Annotated in this window: 16 protein-coding genes; 5 read left to right on the top strand and 11 right to left on the bottom strand. The window is 47.4% G+C overall.

Translation table 11 applies throughout. The features are described from left to right. Positions 1 to 2: 2 nt before the first annotated feature. The 4 genes from IQ257_RS12005 to leuB all read right to left on the bottom strand — a co-directional run bounded on the left by IQ257_RS12005 (position 3) and on the right by leuB (position 3464). Positions 3 to 920, bottom strand: coding sequence for a class I SAM-dependent methyltransferase (locus tag IQ257_RS12005; protein WP_193873905.1), 918 nt, complete (start codon positions 918 to 920; stop codon positions 3 to 5). Between the two features lie 139 nt (positions 921 to 1059). Beyond that, a complete protein-coding gene (locus IQ257_RS12000) occupies positions 1060 to 1908 on the bottom strand; it encodes a prepilin peptidase (protein WP_193873904.1) in 849 nt (282 codons plus the stop codon). 104 nt (positions 1909 to 2012) lie between these two features. Next, a complete protein-coding gene (locus IQ257_RS11995) occupies positions 2013 to 2276 on the bottom strand; it encodes a hypothetical protein (protein WP_193873903.1) in 264 nt (87 codons plus the stop codon). A gap of 96 nt (positions 2277 to 2372) precedes the next feature. Continuing rightward, complete coding sequence (leuB, locus tag IQ257_RS11990) at positions 2373 to 3464, bottom strand: 3-isopropylmalate dehydrogenase (protein WP_193873930.1); 1092 nt, start codon at positions 3462 to 3464, stop codon at positions 2373 to 2375. Between the two features lie 206 nt (positions 3465 to 3670). On the opposite strand from leuB, the gene IQ257_RS11985 reads away from it, so the two are divergent. Next, the gene (locus IQ257_RS11985; protein WP_193873902.1) at positions 3671 to 5377 is read left to right on the top strand and encodes an ABC transporter permease; all 1707 of its coding nucleotides are present in this window, start codon (positions 3671 to 3673) and stop codon (positions 5375 to 5377) included. Between the two features lie 21 nt (positions 5378 to 5398). On the opposite strand, the gene IQ257_RS11980 is transcribed toward IQ257_RS11985, so the two are convergent. From IQ257_RS11980 to IQ257_RS11965, 4 genes are all read right to left on the bottom strand, one after another. After that, positions 5399 to 5791, bottom strand: a complete 393-nt coding sequence (locus IQ257_RS11980) for a response regulator (protein ID WP_193873901.1) — start codon at positions 5789 to 5791, stop codon at positions 5399 to 5401. A 73-nt stretch (positions 5792 to 5864) separates the two neighbouring features. Beyond that, positions 5865 to 7925 (bottom strand): GAF domain-containing protein, encoded by a 2061-nt coding sequence (locus IQ257_RS11975; protein ID WP_193873900.1) that lies wholly within the window; start codon positions 7923 to 7925, stop codon positions 5865 to 5867. 155 nt (positions 7926 to 8080) lie between these two features. Next, positions 8081 to 8518: an acyl-CoA thioesterase gene (locus tag IQ257_RS11970; RefSeq protein ID WP_193933048.1), complete on the bottom strand. Its 438-nt coding sequence runs from the start codon at positions 8516 to 8518 to the stop codon at positions 8081 to 8083. A gap of 51 nt (positions 8519 to 8569) precedes the next feature. Then, positions 8570 to 9682 (bottom strand): serine/threonine-protein kinase, encoded by a 1113-nt coding sequence (locus IQ257_RS11965; RefSeq protein ID WP_193881600.1) that lies wholly within the window; start codon positions 9680 to 9682, stop codon positions 8570 to 8572. A gap of 208 nt (positions 9683 to 9890) precedes the next feature. Between IQ257_RS11965 and IQ257_RS11960 the strand changes: the two genes are divergently transcribed. After that, positions 9891 to 10634, top strand: a complete 744-nt coding sequence (locus tag IQ257_RS11960) for a DUF561 domain-containing protein (protein ID WP_193881598.1) — start codon at positions 9891 to 9893, stop codon at positions 10632 to 10634. 137 nt (positions 10635 to 10771) lie between these two features. On the opposite strand, the gene IQ257_RS11955 is transcribed toward IQ257_RS11960, so the two are convergent. Then, complete coding sequence (locus tag IQ257_RS11955) at positions 10772 to 11899, bottom strand: DegT/DnrJ/EryC1/StrS family aminotransferase (RefSeq protein WP_193881596.1); 1128 nt, start codon at positions 11897 to 11899, stop codon at positions 10772 to 10774. 114 nt (positions 11900 to 12013) lie between these two features. On the opposite strand from IQ257_RS11955, the gene IQ257_RS11950 reads away from it, so the two are divergent. Then, positions 12014 to 12793, top strand: coding sequence for an ABC transporter permease (locus IQ257_RS11950; protein ID WP_193881602.1), 780 nt, complete (start codon positions 12014 to 12016; stop codon positions 12791 to 12793). A 40-nt stretch (positions 12794 to 12833) separates the two neighbouring features. Beyond that, on the top strand, positions 12834 to 13385 hold the full coding sequence (locus IQ257_RS11945; protein ID WP_193881593.1) for a hypothetical protein: 552 nt from the start codon (positions 12834 to 12836) through the stop codon (positions 13383 to 13385). A gap of 139 nt (positions 13386 to 13524) precedes the next feature. Here IQ257_RS11945 and IQ257_RS11940 read toward each other — a convergent pair whose 3' ends face one another. Beyond that, complete coding sequence (locus IQ257_RS11940) at positions 13525 to 14079, bottom strand: Dps family protein (protein WP_193881590.1); 555 nt, start codon at positions 14077 to 14079, stop codon at positions 13525 to 13527. Between the two features lie 147 nt (positions 14080 to 14226). Between IQ257_RS11940 and hisB the strand changes: the two genes are divergently transcribed. Further along, positions 14227 to 14895 carry an imidazoleglycerol-phosphate dehydratase HisB gene (hisB, locus tag IQ257_RS11935; RefSeq protein WP_193881587.1) on the top strand — a complete coding sequence of 223 codons (669 nt, stop codon included), beginning with the start codon at positions 14227 to 14229 and terminating at the stop codon, positions 14893 to 14895. Here the strand turns inward: hisB and IQ257_RS11930 are convergent. After that, positions 14892 to 16019, bottom strand: coding sequence for a hypothetical protein (locus tag IQ257_RS11930; protein WP_193881584.1), 1128 nt, complete (start codon positions 16017 to 16019; stop codon positions 14892 to 14894). The two genes, hisB and IQ257_RS11930, sit on opposite strands and share 4 nt — an antisense overlap. Positions 16020 to 16535 lie beyond the last annotated feature (516 nt).

Genomic DNA, 16535 nt, shown 5'->3' with positions numbered 1-16535 from the left:
AACTAATTAACTCGTGCCACAATCGTGCGGTGTCGGGGAGTATTTGGTGTAATCGTCGGTGACTCGAAACCCGCTTCTACTATGGCTTGCTCGATATCCAGGGCAAAATATTCATCTAAGTAAGGCTCGGTACTCTTCAGTAATGTCAAGATATAGGGCGGCATCTTTTTATAAATCTCAGAGCGAGGATTCATATCCATGAGTGTCAGATAACCACCAGGGCGTAACAAGCGCCGTGCCTCGCGGAAGATTTCCTTCGCTGCCTTTTGGGGGAGTTCGTGGAACATTAAGAAGGCAGATACTAGATCGAAGGAAGCATCGGGTAAACCTGTCGCCTCAGCCGCCGCGTGTTTCCAGTTAATATCGATGTTGCGTTTTTGGGAATTATAGTGCGCTACAGCAAGAAAGTAAGGCGATAAATCTACACCTGTAATTTTTGCCTGGGGATAAACCTCTTGCAGGGCAAACGTACTCATCCCCACACTGCAACCCAAGTCTAAAATATCTTGCGGATCAATAGAAACGTGTTCTTTAACAAGGTTATGATAACTCTGGCGTAGTCGGGGATCTCCCTGCACATCCCCATCCGACCAAATCTTGGCATGAACGGCATAAGCAGCAGATTCTACCTCCCAAGCAGCCTCCCAGTTCAGATTCCCATTTTCGTAAGCGTGGAACGATCGCAAATAATAGTCTGGATACGTCAACTGCAAGTCTTGTACTTCAGCAAGTCGAGCATCCCAATCTAGGGAACGCAACTCCTCTACCCGTTTCGTCCAAGGTACTCCAATCTTTTCTGCCCGTTTAATCATCATAGTACGGGCTTGGTGCTTGGCTAGATTTGCCAGAGGTTTAATCGAGAGCAAGCCATTAACCATTCGGGACGCTAATCTGGGAGTTGTATTTACAGTAGTGGTCATAAAAAAAATTTCTCTTAGCAATTAACCATCTCTATAAGATTTTAAGGTTCAAGGGTCAACAGTGTAGGGGCGGGTTTCACCGAGATATCTGCTTTCTTGCCAATCCATTTGATAAACCCGCCCACAAAGAAGCCGGAAGTCACGACACCAAAAGATTAAAAAGCCAAGCCACATCGGGAAAAAATAGCCGCAGGTAAGCCGACAGAATGGCATCACCCCAAAATACTGTCAATCCCGCTCCTATCGCCAAAAAGGGACCAAAGGGCATTGGCTGTCGTCGATTCAGCCAACCGAGAGCTATTGCACCTCCCCCGGCAAATGCTCCCACCGCACAACCCAAAAACCCAGCTAACAACAGATACTTCCATCCCAACCAAGCACCCATCATCGCTGCGAGCTTGGCATCTCCTGCACCCATCGCTGCCTGCCGAAAGACTGCTGAACCGACTACAGCAATACTGTCAAATAACCAAATACCCACTACAGCACCCACAACACCCGCCATTAATTGACTCGCTACCCCAGACAGTTGAGATACCAGTAAAAAACCTGCAACGCTCTGAAACACCAAACCCGCTATCAATCCCGACTGAGTGAGCGAATTCGGCAGAGTCATGGTATCTAGATCAATTAACGATAGAGCCAATAACCAGCTCAAAAACGTCCAGTACCCTAGCGTTTCTATGCCAAAACCATACTGCCAGAACACCAGCAAAAATAAAATACCCGTTACCGCCTCCACCAAGGGATAGCGCACCGAAATCTGGCTGTGACAGTGGCGACAGCGCCCTCTTAGCCACAACCAGCCGAAGATAGGAATATTCTCCCGTTTGCCGAGTTTGTGCAAGCAATGGGGGCAGCGAGATGGGGGAAAAAGAATCGACAAATTAGCGGGTAATCGATAAATTACCACGTTCAGGAAGCTACCAATGGATGCCCCCAGAGCAAATACTATCAATGAAGTTAGGCTGACAAATAAGGCTTCCATGTTATTTGTCCTTTGTCCTTTGTCAGAGAGTGGCAACGGATGTGAGTAACGGATGTAACGGATAAGTTATCGATTCTCATTTGCCACTGACTAATGACTAATGATTAATAAATTTCTGCTTCTAGTTGACTGAAGGGGACAAAACATTCCTGGGGCAAAAGAATAGGTTTGCTCCGAAAAATTAACTTCCCTCGATAGGTAAATCGGTCGATCGCTACCCCAGAAGGACGCTCGGTGAGATTGGGATGGACTTCGTAGTACGTGCGATATATCTGTCGAGCCGCTCTCAGGAGACTGGGATCTAACAGCATCGGCAGCTCTGTCCGATCTAAATACTCTTCTTGCCATTGCTGTGATGTATATACCACCCGCCTAACCCTATTGTTTAAGCTCGACTTTAATTAACCAACATCATTACGGCAGAGGTTACGAAAGCTGAGAACGCTCGTGTACCCCTCTAACTCTTACGGAAGCCTCAATGCCTCAATAAGAGCATCTCCCATCTCGCGGCAACCGACTTGATTCATTCCTGCTGACATGATATCTCCTGTGCGATCGCCTTTATCCAAAACTTTAAAAACAGCTTGCTCAATACACTCAGCCGCAGTGGGTTGATTCAAGCCATAGCGTAGCATCATTGCGGCACTTAATACCTGAGCCAAGGGATTTGCTTTATTTTGACCGGCAATATCGGGAGCCGAACCGTGAACGGGTTCAAAAACGCCTGGGTTACTTTCTCCCAAACTGGCAGACGGTAACATCCCGATGCTCCCGGTTAGCATAGCCGCAGCATCTGAAAGAATGTCTCCAAAAAGATTGCCCGTCACAATGGTGTCAAACTGCTTGGGCGCTCTCACTAACTGCATGGCAGCATTATCTACATACAGATGAGACAGCTCTACATCCGGATACTCAGATGCTAGCGCGGTTATGCGATCGCGCCACAACTGCGACACTTCCAGCACGTTTGCCTTATCTACTGAGCAGAGTTTTCCCCGACGCTTGCGAGCCGTTTCAAACCCTACCCTACCAATTCGGTCAATTTCGGCTTCTGTATAAGCCATGGTATTGACACCCCGCTTCTCACCCGTTTCCGAAGTAAAGATGCCCTTCGGTTGACCGAAATAAACACCCCCTGTCAGCTCTCGCACCACCATAATATCCACCCCCTCAACGATTTCCCGTTTCAGACTTGAGGCATCAATCAGTTGAGGAACTATCGTCGCCGGGCGCAAATTGGCAAATAAACCCAATCCTGCTCGCAATCCCAGCAATCCCGTCTCCGGACGTTGGTGGCGCGGCAGGTTATCCCACTTATAACCGCCGATTGCTGCGAGCAATACGGCATCGCTCTTGCGACACACCTCTAAGGTATCAGGGGGTAGAGGTTCGCCGGTTGCATCAATAGCCGCACCCCCCATTAAAGCTTCGGTGAATTCAAAACTGAGTGCTTGCTGCTCCCCAATCACCTTTAAAACATCTACCGCAACTGCCATAATTTCCGGTCCGATGCCATCCCCTGGCAAAAGAGTAATGCGGTAGTGCTGTTGTGTCATCTTGATTGGAATTCCGTGGACAATTTCAGAGGTGGATGCCTGAATTGCTGAACCTAGCAGGCAGTCTCTTATCATAGCGGGTAATTGACCCTGAGAAAATTAACGGCTGTTTCAATTTTTGAAATTGTCTGACAAACTGCCAGAGAAAGGATAGGCTAACCGTACCTTCAAGCGCTAAAAGCTTCTCTATAGGGAGAGTGAATAATATGACACTGAATTTAATCAACCAATTAGGTGAGTGGAATCCCCAGTTATTTCGGGAACTGAAAGGGCGTCTTAAACCTCGCAATATTCTGGTTTCAGTCGCAATTTCCTTCCTAGGGCAGCTATTCTTGCTGATGGCGTTTGCCAGTCGCCTGCCAGTGACTGAAAATCCGCATCCTCTTCACAACCGTTACTGCACAGGTTTCAGCCAAGAGTATTCCCGTCCCGGTTGCATTGCTGATAAGTTGGGGGGGTTTGAAATTAACTGGCAACTTTGGTGGCAAGACGTGTTCGTTTGGCTGAGTCTCATTGGCATTTTTGCCCTGTTGGTAGTCGGCACTTATATGCTCATCGCAGACTTCTCTAAAGAAGAACATCGCGGCACATTAAATTTTCTGCGTCTGACTCCCGGATCAACTCCCAGCATCTTGGGTGGCAAACTCTTAGGAGTACCCATTTTGCTCTATCTTGTTGCCGCCCTCGCCCTGCCCTTACACTTGTTGTCGGATCTTTCGGGTAATATCCCCCTGAGTCAAATTTTGGGCTTTTACGGCGTTCTCGGTGCAAGCTGCCTGTTTTTCTACAGTGCAGCCCTGCTGTTTGGCTTAGTCGGTAACTGGTTGGCTGGTTTCCAAGCTTGGTTGGGTAGTGGTGCGGTGTTAATTTTCCTGTTTGCGACAACAGATCAACTCAAATACAGTGGCAATTTTAATTCTCCCAGCGATTGGTTGATGCTGTTTAATCCGGGAAGTTTATTGCCGTACCTGATTGACTCCCATTCTTTAGATCCTGCCAATTCCTCTTATTCCCATGGTGCTAGCTTCGTTGAGTTGCTCTGGTTTTATCTACCGATTGGTGCCAGAATAGGAACGATTGCTGGGTTTACAATCGTCAACTATGGTTTATGGACATACTGGATTTGGCAAGGACTAAACCGTTGCTTCCACAATCCCAACGCGACTCTACTGAGCAAATCACAAAGTTACAGGCTAACAGCTTGTTTTGAAGGGGTGCTACTGGGCTTTGCCGTCAATCCGACAGTGACAGACTGGAGAAGTGATCCAAAAGGTTTGTTTGAAAATTTTGCAGCGATGCTGGTGTTCAACCTACTGCTGTTTTTAGGTTTGATTGCCGCGTTAAGTCCCCATCGCCAAGCCATACAAGATTGGGCGCGTTACCGCCACCAAAACCGCTCGTCTCGTCTAAGAAAGGTAATACCCGATTTGATTTGGGGCAGAACCAGCCCAGCACCTGTGGCAGTGGTTTTGAATTTAGCGATCGCTTCCATCTTCTTGCTATTGTGGATCATGCTGTCGTCTCCTAGGGAATACACAATTCTGGCACTGGTAGGACTGCTGCTAAGTTTCAGTCTCATTGCTCTCTACGCGACAATTACTCAGCTCATGCTGTTGATGAAAACGCCAAAACGGGCAATTTGGGCGGCTGTTACTATCAGTGGTTTGATTATTTTGCCACCCATTGCTTTCGGCTTTTTGTCAATTTCACCTTCGAGAGAGCCTGCTGTTTGGTTATTTTCAGCGTTTCCTTGGGCTAGTGTCGAATACGCGGCTGGAACTTCCGTATTAGTGGCACTAATTGGTCAATCCCTAGCCGTGGCACTCCTAAATTTACAACTAACGCGACAACTGCGGCAAGCGGGTGAGTCATCTACGAAAGCACTCCTCTCCCGACGTTCCCCATCTCCCTAGCTCCCCATCTCCCCTAGGGGGCTATTTTTTGACCAGTTGATCTAACCCTTTTAAAAGAGACTCAAAGTCTAAAATCGGTTTAGAATAAAAATCATCAGCTTTTGATGTTTCTAGCAGAGATTGCTTTTCATTAACCAGGGCGTAGGCTGTTACTAAAACAATGGGAATATTAGCCGTTTGGGGTTGAGTTTTCAGCAGTCTCGACAAGTCGGCACCACTAACCAATTGACCGTCCCATTGCGCTCCTGGCAAGTTAACGTCCATCATCACCACATCTATATTTCCCGATTGACAGTGCTGGAAAATTTCTGTTGGTTCATCGGTAATATAAACTTGATGTTCGCCGAGACATTGAATCAGTGTAGCCGTAGTCTCTGCAAGTAAATAATCGTCTTCCACAAGAAGAATTTTCAAGTTACACCTCCCTTCGTAAAGGGATTTAAATTATAATTTAAATAGTCAAAAAATGGCATTACTTCCAGTCGTATTAACTCTCAGAAATATAGCAACAAACTTCGCCTTCAGCTTGGTTGATGGGGTAAGGCAACGTAACGGTTACGGTTGTACCCTGATTTTTTCCAGCGCTGTATAACCGAATTTGCCCCCCCATCAGTTCTACCAATCGCTTACAGATTGCCAAACCGAGTCCGGTGCCACCGTAACGCCGCTTGATCGAACCGTCTGCCTGCACAAATGGTTCTAGCAACTGTTCTGACTTCATCATTTCAATACCGATACCCGTGTCTGTCACCACAATTTCAACGGCGGATCGCTCCGCAGGTTTGTTTGCCCGAATGCGCACTTCACCACTTTCAGTAAATTTCAAGGCATTAGAGAGTAAGTTCGTTAGAACCTGTCTGAGTTTTCCTTTATCGGCACAAACCCGATCAACTTCACACTCACTAATCAAGGAAATTCCTTTTTGCTCGATTTCAACGCTAAAAAGAGTTTGTTGTTCTTCGAGGAGGGGCTTGAGACTAACTGGTTCTAACTCGACTGTCATGCGACCTGACTCAATTTTAGCAATGTCTAAAACATCATTGATGATGCTAACGAGATTTTTTGTAGATTGCTCGGCGAGTTGTAGGTATTTTTTTAAATCGTTCTCGCTTTTATAGAAGCCTTTTCCAAGAATTTGCAGGCAGTTGAGAGTTGAAGCAAGGGGAGTTCGCAGTTCGTGGCTAGTTGATGCTAAAAAGTGAGATTTCAGGCGGCTGGCTTCCTCTGCGACAACACGGGCGATGGAAAGTTCGTGATTGTAGAGTTCTAATTGGTAGAGTTGATTTTGTACGATCGCCATAGCGAGGTGAATTCCCAGCGACTGAATCAAATCGAGTTCTTCGCTCGTCCATTCCGGGGCTTGATTCTTTTTTTGCTCTCGCCAAACCTCGAAGGAGGCGCGGGGGCGTTCCAGGCGCTGATCCCGATTCCAATAACCAGCCCAGAGGGTTTCAGTATCAATAGCGTTCCGGAAAATGGTTAGATACCCTAAGGATTCCTGCCTGTACTCAAGGGGCATGACTAGCATTCCCCGAATGGGAGTGGTTTGGAAAGCGTCCGTCAGAGGCGCTAGTTGCGGGTCTTGATAAAGGTCTGCGATCGCTCGTAAGCTGAAGATATCCTCTGATTGGGACGGTGAAGCTGGAGTTTGCATCAGTTCCCGCCATAAGGAATACTCTTCCAACCAGTCCGGTTTCCCTGACTCTGACGATATGGGCTGAATCCCACAGGTATGAAGACTCGACAACCGTTGGGGAGTTGCCACTAGGTAAAGTCTGCCACCTGAACCTTGAACTGCTCTGACGATTCGTTCTAAAACAAGTTGCAAGATTTCCGGCATAGGGCGCGGCGAGTGCAGCAGGGGGGTAATCTGATTGATGAGAGTTTCTTGCCGCACTTGCGAGCGGGTTTGACTGAGCAGTTCAGATTGAGCGATCGCGATCGATAATTGATCGGCTACGAGTTGGATAAGCTGCAAGTCTTCTTCCTGAAAGCCTCCTGATTCGGCGTGATGGGATACTAGCAAACCCCAAAGCTGCTGCTGGTAAATAATCGGCACCACTAAAGATGACATTACCCCCATACCCGTTAGATAGTTTACGTGGCAGGGGTCTACCGGACGCTGGAGAATATCGCTAATGGGCTGTTGGTGAATATCTTCCAAAGTCAGATCCCCGGTTGTGAAGGGATGCTCGATACGACTGAGGGTGATTTGCTGTGCCGCCACGTCAACAATCGAGCGTTGATGGGCTTTAATATACATCTGTCGCGTCTCAAGGGGAATGTCTTCAGCGGGAAAGTTGAATCCGAGTAGAGACGGTAGGCGGTTTTTGGCAAGGGATTCTGCAATAACTTGTCCGTTGCCATCTGGGTGAAAGCGGTAAATTTTGACCCGATCAGTTTTCAACAGCGAACGAATTTCTGCAACCGTTGCTGATAAAATTTCCTGTAACTCTAGTGACTGACGGATGCGAGTGGTAATGCGATGTAGCACTCCTCCGTAAGCCAGGATGTCCATTGCGTTTTTATTGGTGGGTGGCAGGCTCATTTCGAAGTTTTCTGCTAGAATAAAATATTTATTTTTATTAAAATCTTAACTAGTAGTGTAGACTACACAATCCCGAGACAAAATCGAATTTTAGATAGTCTTTAGTTTTGCTTGAAAAACTAATCAATAAAGATTGTCTCAATGTCCTCTATGCACTAGCGATCGCCACGCCAACATCCCAGCCATTTCATGACAGACTCAGGTAACTGAGTTTTGGTTCTAGTCATTGGCTCAATGCAAACGTGTCGAGTTACTGCCTTAGCTAGCTGTTGATGTGACTGGGAAGCAGCAGTCAGTTTATAAACAATCTCAAACTTACTTTCACTAAGATGCTGGGGCGTTAAGAGAATCAGCACCCGATCGCCGCAAAATAGTGGGTAAAAAAAGTCTACGCTGGTATGAACGATAGGAATAGCAACTGCCCGATTGTTGAAAAATAACTTCAGGTCAATGCCCGATGCCGCTAGAGACGCTTCGTAGGCTTCGTGGCACATTGACAAGACGTTGGCAAAATAGACGACGCCAGCGGCATCAGTATCTTGAAAACGAACGGTGCGCTCGTAGATAAAAGAATAATTATCCTCATTCCCCATTCCCCATTCCCCATTCCCCATTCCCTATTCCCTATTCCCTATTCCCCATTTTTAAACCGAATTGTTCGATGAACTGATAAGACGTTGACTAGGTGGGGTGTAACGGCGCTGCTGTTTTTGTTCAATCCGCTGTCTCCATCCTCGAATTGCGATCGCGGCTTTGGCGGTGGGAGAACGATAGCCACTCCGACTGCTCTCACTCTCATTGACCGTAATACTGTGAGATTGTTGCTGCCGAGCAACCAGATACTGTCCTAAATTATCTCGAGGTGAGGTGTAACCGAGGTCTTGTAGAATCGGACTGGCTGATTGATAGCGCTTCGATAGGGAAACTTCCGTCATCTTCCGCAAAACTTGAGCAAATGGTTTGCTCAAATGAACGAGATTTTCCCAGTAAATATCACCCGTTTGGCGATCGCTATCAAAATCTAGAGGTGCTTTCCCTGTCAGTAAGAAAAAGCAAGTGATACCCAAGGCATAGATATCGCTGCCAAACACCGGTCGCAGAGAAAACTGCTCTGGTGGGGCGAATCCTACCGTACCGATGAAATGGGTAGAAGGCATTTTCATGCTGCTATCGCTTGCTTGAGCCAGTTGCTCTTTCACCGCCCCAAAGTCGATGAGAACCAGCCTGCCATCGTCTTGACAGCGAATAATGTTTTGAGGCTTAATGTCCCGATGAATAACCTGATGCCGATGGATGTATTCTAACAGGGGTAGTATTTCGCACAGAAACTGCCTGACCCCTGTTTCCGACAAGCAACCGCAGCGCCTGACTAGCCTTGCCAAGGTAGCACCGCGTACATATTCTTGCACTAGGTAAAATTCCTCGTTGATCGAGAAATAATTCAACAGCATGGGAATCTGAGAGTGGCTGCCCAGTTTGCCCAGAATTTTTGCCTCCCGCTCAAAACGGTTACGGGCGTTCGCTAAGGCATTCGGATCGCTAACTTTAGGGCATAGCTGCTTGATCACGCACAAGGGCTGACCTGGCAAACTCACGTCTTTTGCCAAAAATGTCACCCCAAAACCGCCTCGACCCAGCATTCGCATTATTTCGTAGCGATCCTGAAACAATTCATTTTGACTACATAGCTGACCTAACTGAGTTTGCTGCAAAACTTCCGAGTGGAAGGAAGACAGGTTTCCTAGTGCAAAATTCATGACGGTTTGAGGACGAAGAAATTACACACGCTCTCCAGCATGATTTTAGTTTAGGCAAAGATCGTGCCTTTGACCAAATTTACATTCGCCTCACTAAGTGGCACAATGTAAATTTTATGTTAACAAAAGAATGTATCAGCAATCCCCGATGGTGAAAAAAGAAGCAACAGTATCGATAATAATTTAAAGGTGAACTGCAATAATAACTATGCATCCTAGACTAAAACAAGCATTTGATCAAAGCCGAGTTCTTAAAGTAATTAGCGGCTTGAATAACCTGGACGCCAGCAAGGTAGCCGCGACCGTTAAGGCGGCTGATCGAGGCGGTGCAACCTTTGTAGATATCGCTGCCGAACCTGATTTGGTTCGTCTTGTCCGAGGCTTGACAAACTTGCCAATTTGTGTGTCTGCTGTGGAACCCCAAGCGTTTGTCAGTGCCGTCCAAGCAGGTGCCGATTTGATTGAAATCGGAAACTTTGATAGCTTTTACGCTCAAGGACGACGGTTTGAAGCAGAAGAAGTTTTGGCACTGACCCAAGAAACGCGATCGCTCCTGCCGGATATTACCTTATCTGTCACCGTTCCTCACATCCTAACTCTCGACCGACAAGTGCAGTTGGCAGAAGAATTGGTCCAAGCGGGTGCCGACATCATCCAAACTGAAGGCGGTACTAGCAGCACTCCCCGCTCTGCCGGGACTTTGGGTTTGATTGAAAAAGCGGCTCCAACCCTAGCAGCCGCCTCCGAGATTTCCCGTGCCGTGTCAGTGCCTGTGCTGTGTGCCTCTGGTTTGTCCAGCGTGACAGTACCGATGGCAATTGCGGCGGGTGCTGCGGGTGTTGGCGTCGGGTCTGCCGTCAATCAGTTAGACAACGAAGTAGCGATGGTTGCCGCTGTCCGTAGTTTAGTGGAAGCGTTGGCAACGGTTAGCCCTCGACGGGTTAGGGTTTAAGTCACTTTTCGTAAGGGCGGGTTTACCGATATCTAGGTGGGAAAGCCAATATCACAGGTTAAACCCGCCCCTACCAACCCATTTCTAATTACCGCATTTGATAGGTGACAATCACTTACCCGATGGGATTACCTCTACTAACTCATGCAATCCTTCAATCCGTAGACGACTTGTTGCTGCTCCTCAAAGGACAGTTCTGGGAACATTGGCAAAGACAAGACTTGGTGACAGACTTGCTCTACATTTGGTAGCTCACCCAGTGGGTAGCTTAAGTTCTTGTAAACTGGCTGCAAGTGTAAAGGCAGAGGGTAATAAATCATAGAACTGATTCCCAACTGCTGGAGCTTGTGACGGACTTCATCCCGGTAGTGGCTACTGCTACCTTCTTTGATCAAGCGAATGGTGTATTGATTCCAGACAGCACGCCCTCCAGGGAGTTCTTGGGGGAGTTCGATGCCTGGTATTGGCTTTAACAACTTCTGATAAGCAGCAGCAACCTGACGACGAGCATCGTTCCATTGATCCAGGTAACGCAGCTTAATTTGAAGGATGGCAGCTTGTAGGGTGTCCAAACGGCTGTTGATACCCGTAGCTTCGTGATGGTAGCGAGTAGTCATGCCATGTTCTTTCAATATCCGAATGGTAGCGGCAAGGCGGTTGTCGTTGGTCGTTACCGCCCCACCATCGCCACAAGCGCCTAAATTTTTAGTGGGAAAGAAACTGAAACAGCCGATATGTCCGATGCTACCGATTTTTCGGTGGTTCCATTCAGCGCCTGTTGCCTGAGCGCAGTCTTCAATTACCGCTAAACCCCTAGACTGGGCAATGTCCATGAGGGCAGTCATATCCACTGGCTGACCGAACAAATGAACTGGCAGGATTGCTTTGGTTTTGTTTGTGATAGCAGCAGCAATCTGATTGACATCTAAATTGAAGCTTTGAGGGTGAATATCCACAAAAACGGGTGTGGCACCAACAGCCGTAATTACCTCAGCCGTAGCAATGAAGGTGAAGGGCGTTGTAATGACTTCATCCCCACAGCCGATTCCCAAGGCTCGCAGTGCCAGATAAAGGGAGTCAGTGCCGGAGTTACACGCTACACAATCAGAGACACCGATATAAGCTGCAAATTGTTGCTCAAAGCTTTCAACCAGGGGACCGCCAATGTAACGCCCGGAGGTCAAAACATCCTGTACAGCAGCACTCACTTGCTGGTCAATCGTCTTGTACTGCCGTTTCAGGTCAATAGGGGGAATCTGATTCACTCGCTTACACCTAGAATTTTTACTTAAATAAATCAAATTTTGCGTCAAAAGGGAATCGGGATTGCTGGTAATGCTTATTTACTTCAGAATGGTAGAATTCTCAAATTGTTTCACATGGATGCATTGATTCAACTTGACCCCATCGATTTAGTTTGGGGATTGGGGATGATGGCGATCGCTATTGGTTTATCCAGTTGGCAGGGGTTGGGATTAGAAATTCCTCTAGCGATCGCAACCGGGCGAACAGTCGCGCAGTTAATAGTGGTTGGGTTTTTGCTGGGGGTGGTGTTTGCCTTGAAAAATCCCCTGGCGGTTTTGGGGGTTTTGCTGGTTATGCTAACGATTGCTGCCATTACTGCTCGCAATCGGATTGGCAAAAAAATTCCCCGGCTTTTGCCTGTGGTGTTCAGTTCAATTTTATTTTGTAGCTCCCTGACGTTGCTTTATACGACTGTTCTGATTATTCAGCCCGAAACCTGGTATGAGCCACAGTACCTGATTCCCTTGGGGGGGATTGTCTTGGGTAATGCGATGAATGGGGCAGCGATCGCTGGAGAACGTTTGGTGAGTACAATTACTAGTAGCCGCCTAGAAATCGAAACCTACCTGAGTTTGGGTGCCACGCCGCAACAGGCAGTAGCAGGATATCGCAACGATGCCATCCGTGCTGGACTGATTCCTACGCTGAACCAAATGATGGTGGTAGGGGTTGTGACTTTACCGGGAATTATCACAGGTCAACTGTTGAGTGGGATTGACCCTTTGAATGCAGCATCTTATCAAATATTGATTATGTTTATGCTGGCATTTACGAACCTAACAACGACCTTGTTGGTGACGCAGGGACTAACGCAGCAATTTTTTAATGCTCAAGCTCAGTTACAGCTTCCGTAACGTAATGCTAGGATCTCGCTAGTTTCCGAACTTCTATTTTATGGGTTATTCTTTTTTCACCGCCCGTCCCTTTCTGGCTTCACGCCATCGCTTATTGGCATCGGGTCTGTGTCTGGGGTTACTGGGTACTCTAGGAGTCACAGTTCGTTCCCATTTGTTTCTCTCACCCGCCCTCGCCGAGATTCAAACCGCATCAACCAAAAATATTGCTGCTGAAGATTTGGTTGGTGAATGGCAAGGGGAACTAACGCCGGGTCAGGATATCACCTGGATTTTTACCCCAGATGGTAAACTCTACATGACTGCCACACCCCCTCCAAATGAACCGCAGAGAGCGTTAGAAATGCGCTACCAGGTTGATAACAACACTAAGCCGATGAGTTTGAACATAGACCTGATGCAGGGTGCTACTGTAATGACGATTTTCGATGTCACCTCTGAAGGTCAAATTCGCGTACAAGTTGCAGGAACAAGTCCAGGACAACCGCGACCCACAACCTTTAACAATCCTACCGTGTTTGAGAAGGTTTCAACCTCGACGACACTACCACCGAATACAGAAATCGATGAATTTGAGAGTCGATCACAGTAGTTAATACCAAGTTGCCTTCTAAGCCGTAACTTGGTGAAAGGGAGTGGGGAGATGGGGAGAAGAGTAACATCTCGCAAATCCCTTTATTTCCCTTAACTCCCTACTCCCTACTCCCTACTTCCCCTTCATCGAAGCTAATTTAGTTGCTAGCTCTCTGCACAAATCCCAGCGTTAAGCTGTCAGGTGCGAGGAAGTGGTTCAGGTGATAAGCCCGTTCTTCCGTCTTTAAGAGAATTTGTTCGTATAAGTAGCGAGTTGCGCGATCGCCTAAGCTTTCTGCTTGTACTGCTTGACGGCGAATTAGCTGAATGAGAGCTTGTTCAGCAACTAAGTCATGTTCAATCATTTGGCGTGCCGAAAAAACACCATCGGCTTCCGGCTCGAAGCAACATAATTGTGCCAAGGTGCTGAAGCTAGCAACCGGGACGCCTCCTAGTCCATTTAAGCGCTCTCCGATATCGTGGACGTGTCCTTGTACTTCTCCGTAACTTCCCTGAAAAAATTCGTGCAGGGAATAGAATTCAGCTCCTTCTACAACAAAGTGATGTTTTTGGTATTGTAAGTAGAGGGCTTGAAAACTTGCCAACGCAATATTGAATCCCTCGCAAACGGGTGCAGTAACGTTATGCTCCAGTAAGATGGGATTGTCGCGGACTTCGCCAAAAGCTTGTAGTAAACCCTGAGTTTCTGGCATGGTCGTGTTCTCCTTCTCATTAAATCGGCATTACTGCCAACAGGGACACTGTAGCACGCTTCAGTTGGAAATTTCCTCTGCCTAAATCCTTATTTTTCACTAACGCTGTGAGATAATGATAAATTGTGTTTTTTGTCAGTAGCGGCTATGCAAACCAGCGAGAACCCTAAAGGGATTTCTGCGGATCGCCCGGTTATCAATACCCCAGCTCACCCGCAGCCGTTTTCGGCACGGATGGCAACCGTTAGGCGTACTACAGGGGAAACCGATGTACAAGTAACCCTGAATTTAGACGGCACGGGTAATTGCACAACCGCTACGGGTATCCCCTTTTTAGACCATATGTTGCACCAGCTATCTTCCCATGGGCTAATGGATTTGGAGGTACGGGCAACAGGAGATCTAGAAATTGATGACCACCATACGAATGAAGATGTAGGCATCACTCTAGGACAAGCATTAGGAAAAGCTCTGGGTGATCGCAAAGGAATTGTCCGCTTTGGTCATTTTCTTGCCCCTCTTGATGAGGCGTTGATTCAAGTTGCCCTCGACTTTTCCGGGCGTCCTCACTTAAGCTACGGTTTAGAGATTCCTACCCAGCGGGTTGGTACTTACGACACGCAACTAGTACGGGAATTCTTTGTGGCATTAGTCAACCACAGTCAGATGACGCTGCATATCCGCCAATTGGATGGGATTAATTCTCATCATATTATTGAAGCAACCTTTAAGGCATTTGCGCGGGCAGTTCGGATGGCGGTGGAACTCGATCCGCGCCGCTCTGGGATGATTCCTAGTTCAAAAGGAGTCCTTTAAGAGGAAGTACTCTTAAAGGTCAACACTTGTTCTATTTCTCGAACTCGTCGCATTTGGTCAAGTTTGATGCAATTCCAGCGCCAAGATTCTGAATCCTCTGGCAGTCCTGTCAGTTGTTGTCGATAATAAGGCTCTCGCTTGCAAATACCAAACAACCCACTGGCGTCGAGTTCTTGTTGTTCGTTGCGGAATGCTTCCACCCTAGCCCAAATATAAGCATCCCGTCCCTGCAGCCCTTGGTCTTTAGCCGCTTTATAGGTGAAGGGAAAGTTGGGGCCTGCTGAGTTTGATTGATTCCACAAATCAGTACCCATAACGATCGCTTTTTTGTGATTCTCTGGGTTGAGTCCCAAGTCAAGCATCCGATTTTCGGTGGCAACCGAATGCCACTGTAACGCCTGGAGACAACGCCGATCTGCCTCTTCTATCGATATATCCTGCGCTTGGTTCCAACTGCAAAACCCTCGGTTAGTGGCAAAGTTGCCCGGATCGGTGTGTCCTGAATAGATAGAGGTTGGTTTTCCCGTGGGAGTCAGATTACCCTCAGCTACCCCAATAGCGATCGCGCCCGGTGCTTGTTTGCTGTCAAATAACTCCCGAACACCTAGGGGAATATCAGTTGCCTGTTGTTTAGCGTACTGCGAAACTCTGAGAGGTTTTAATCGAATAGGGACTTCAATCGTACTCGCAAAAAGCAATGTACCTGCACAAAGCCATCCTACATTCTGAACTCTTTTCAGGCTGCGGTTGTACCGACTCAATACCCGCCTTCTACGCTTTACTGTTTTGAGTCTGGGGGGCTGTCGCCTAGGTTGCTCACTGGGCTGGTAAGCTGGGTTGTACTCCTGGCACAATTTTTCATATCGCTGGTGCCAGTATTGAGCCATCTCCTGATAGTAATCGCGCCAGTATCGAGCCATCAGCCATGTACTATCTTGGCGGTAGATTACAGTCCATCCCTCGCTGATGGGATACGGATTAATCTGCCATTGGGCAAAGATGTAACTGCTTTCTAGCTGGCATTCCGGCTCTGACTCATACCCGTGGGCGATGAGTTTTTCTTCCCCGGTTAGGGTATTAACCATCCAGCACTGCCAAGTTTCCTCTGTTGAGTGACTATCCATTTGGTAATGTTAAGTAACCCAAGTTGCTAGTTTAGGAGTGCGATCGCACTATTGTCATCGCTTTGATGAATCACCGTCACAACCCCTCGTTATTCTAGCTAATAGTATAAGATTCCTTGCAGTGAAGAACGTTAAAGCCCTCCGAGTTATCTGGGAGGGCTTCTTTTTTTAGGATCAGTGGTGTGGGAAATGGGGTGTGGGGTGTAGAGGATAAGCTTTTTCTCTGCCCCCCAGCTCCCCAGCTCCCCTTTAAGCTTTTCAGCCCAGCTATGATCGGAATTAGGATGCACTCGATGTAATCCTTCAGTGGTAGAAACCGAGCTGTGGTTGGTTTTCAACAGGCAGGAGCTTTTTGCCACACGTCTATCAGGTTGACAGTCTATGGAATACCGTTACAAAAGACCTACTCAAAGCTACTCAACACTATAAATAGTTGTACACTTTGATGCTTTCTTCCTGCTTCATCCAGAACTGTCGGCAGCACTCTGTTCACAGGCTAACACTGCCTAACTGACA

It is taken from the genome of Coleofasciculus sp. LEGE 07092 (assembly GCF_015207375.1).
In the GTDB taxonomy this organism is placed as follows: domain Bacteria; phylum Cyanobacteriota; class Cyanobacteriia; order Cyanobacteriales; family Coleofasciculaceae; genus LEGE-07092.
Note: the sequence above shows the minus strand (reverse complement) of the source record. Positions and strands in the feature narration are given on the sequence as shown.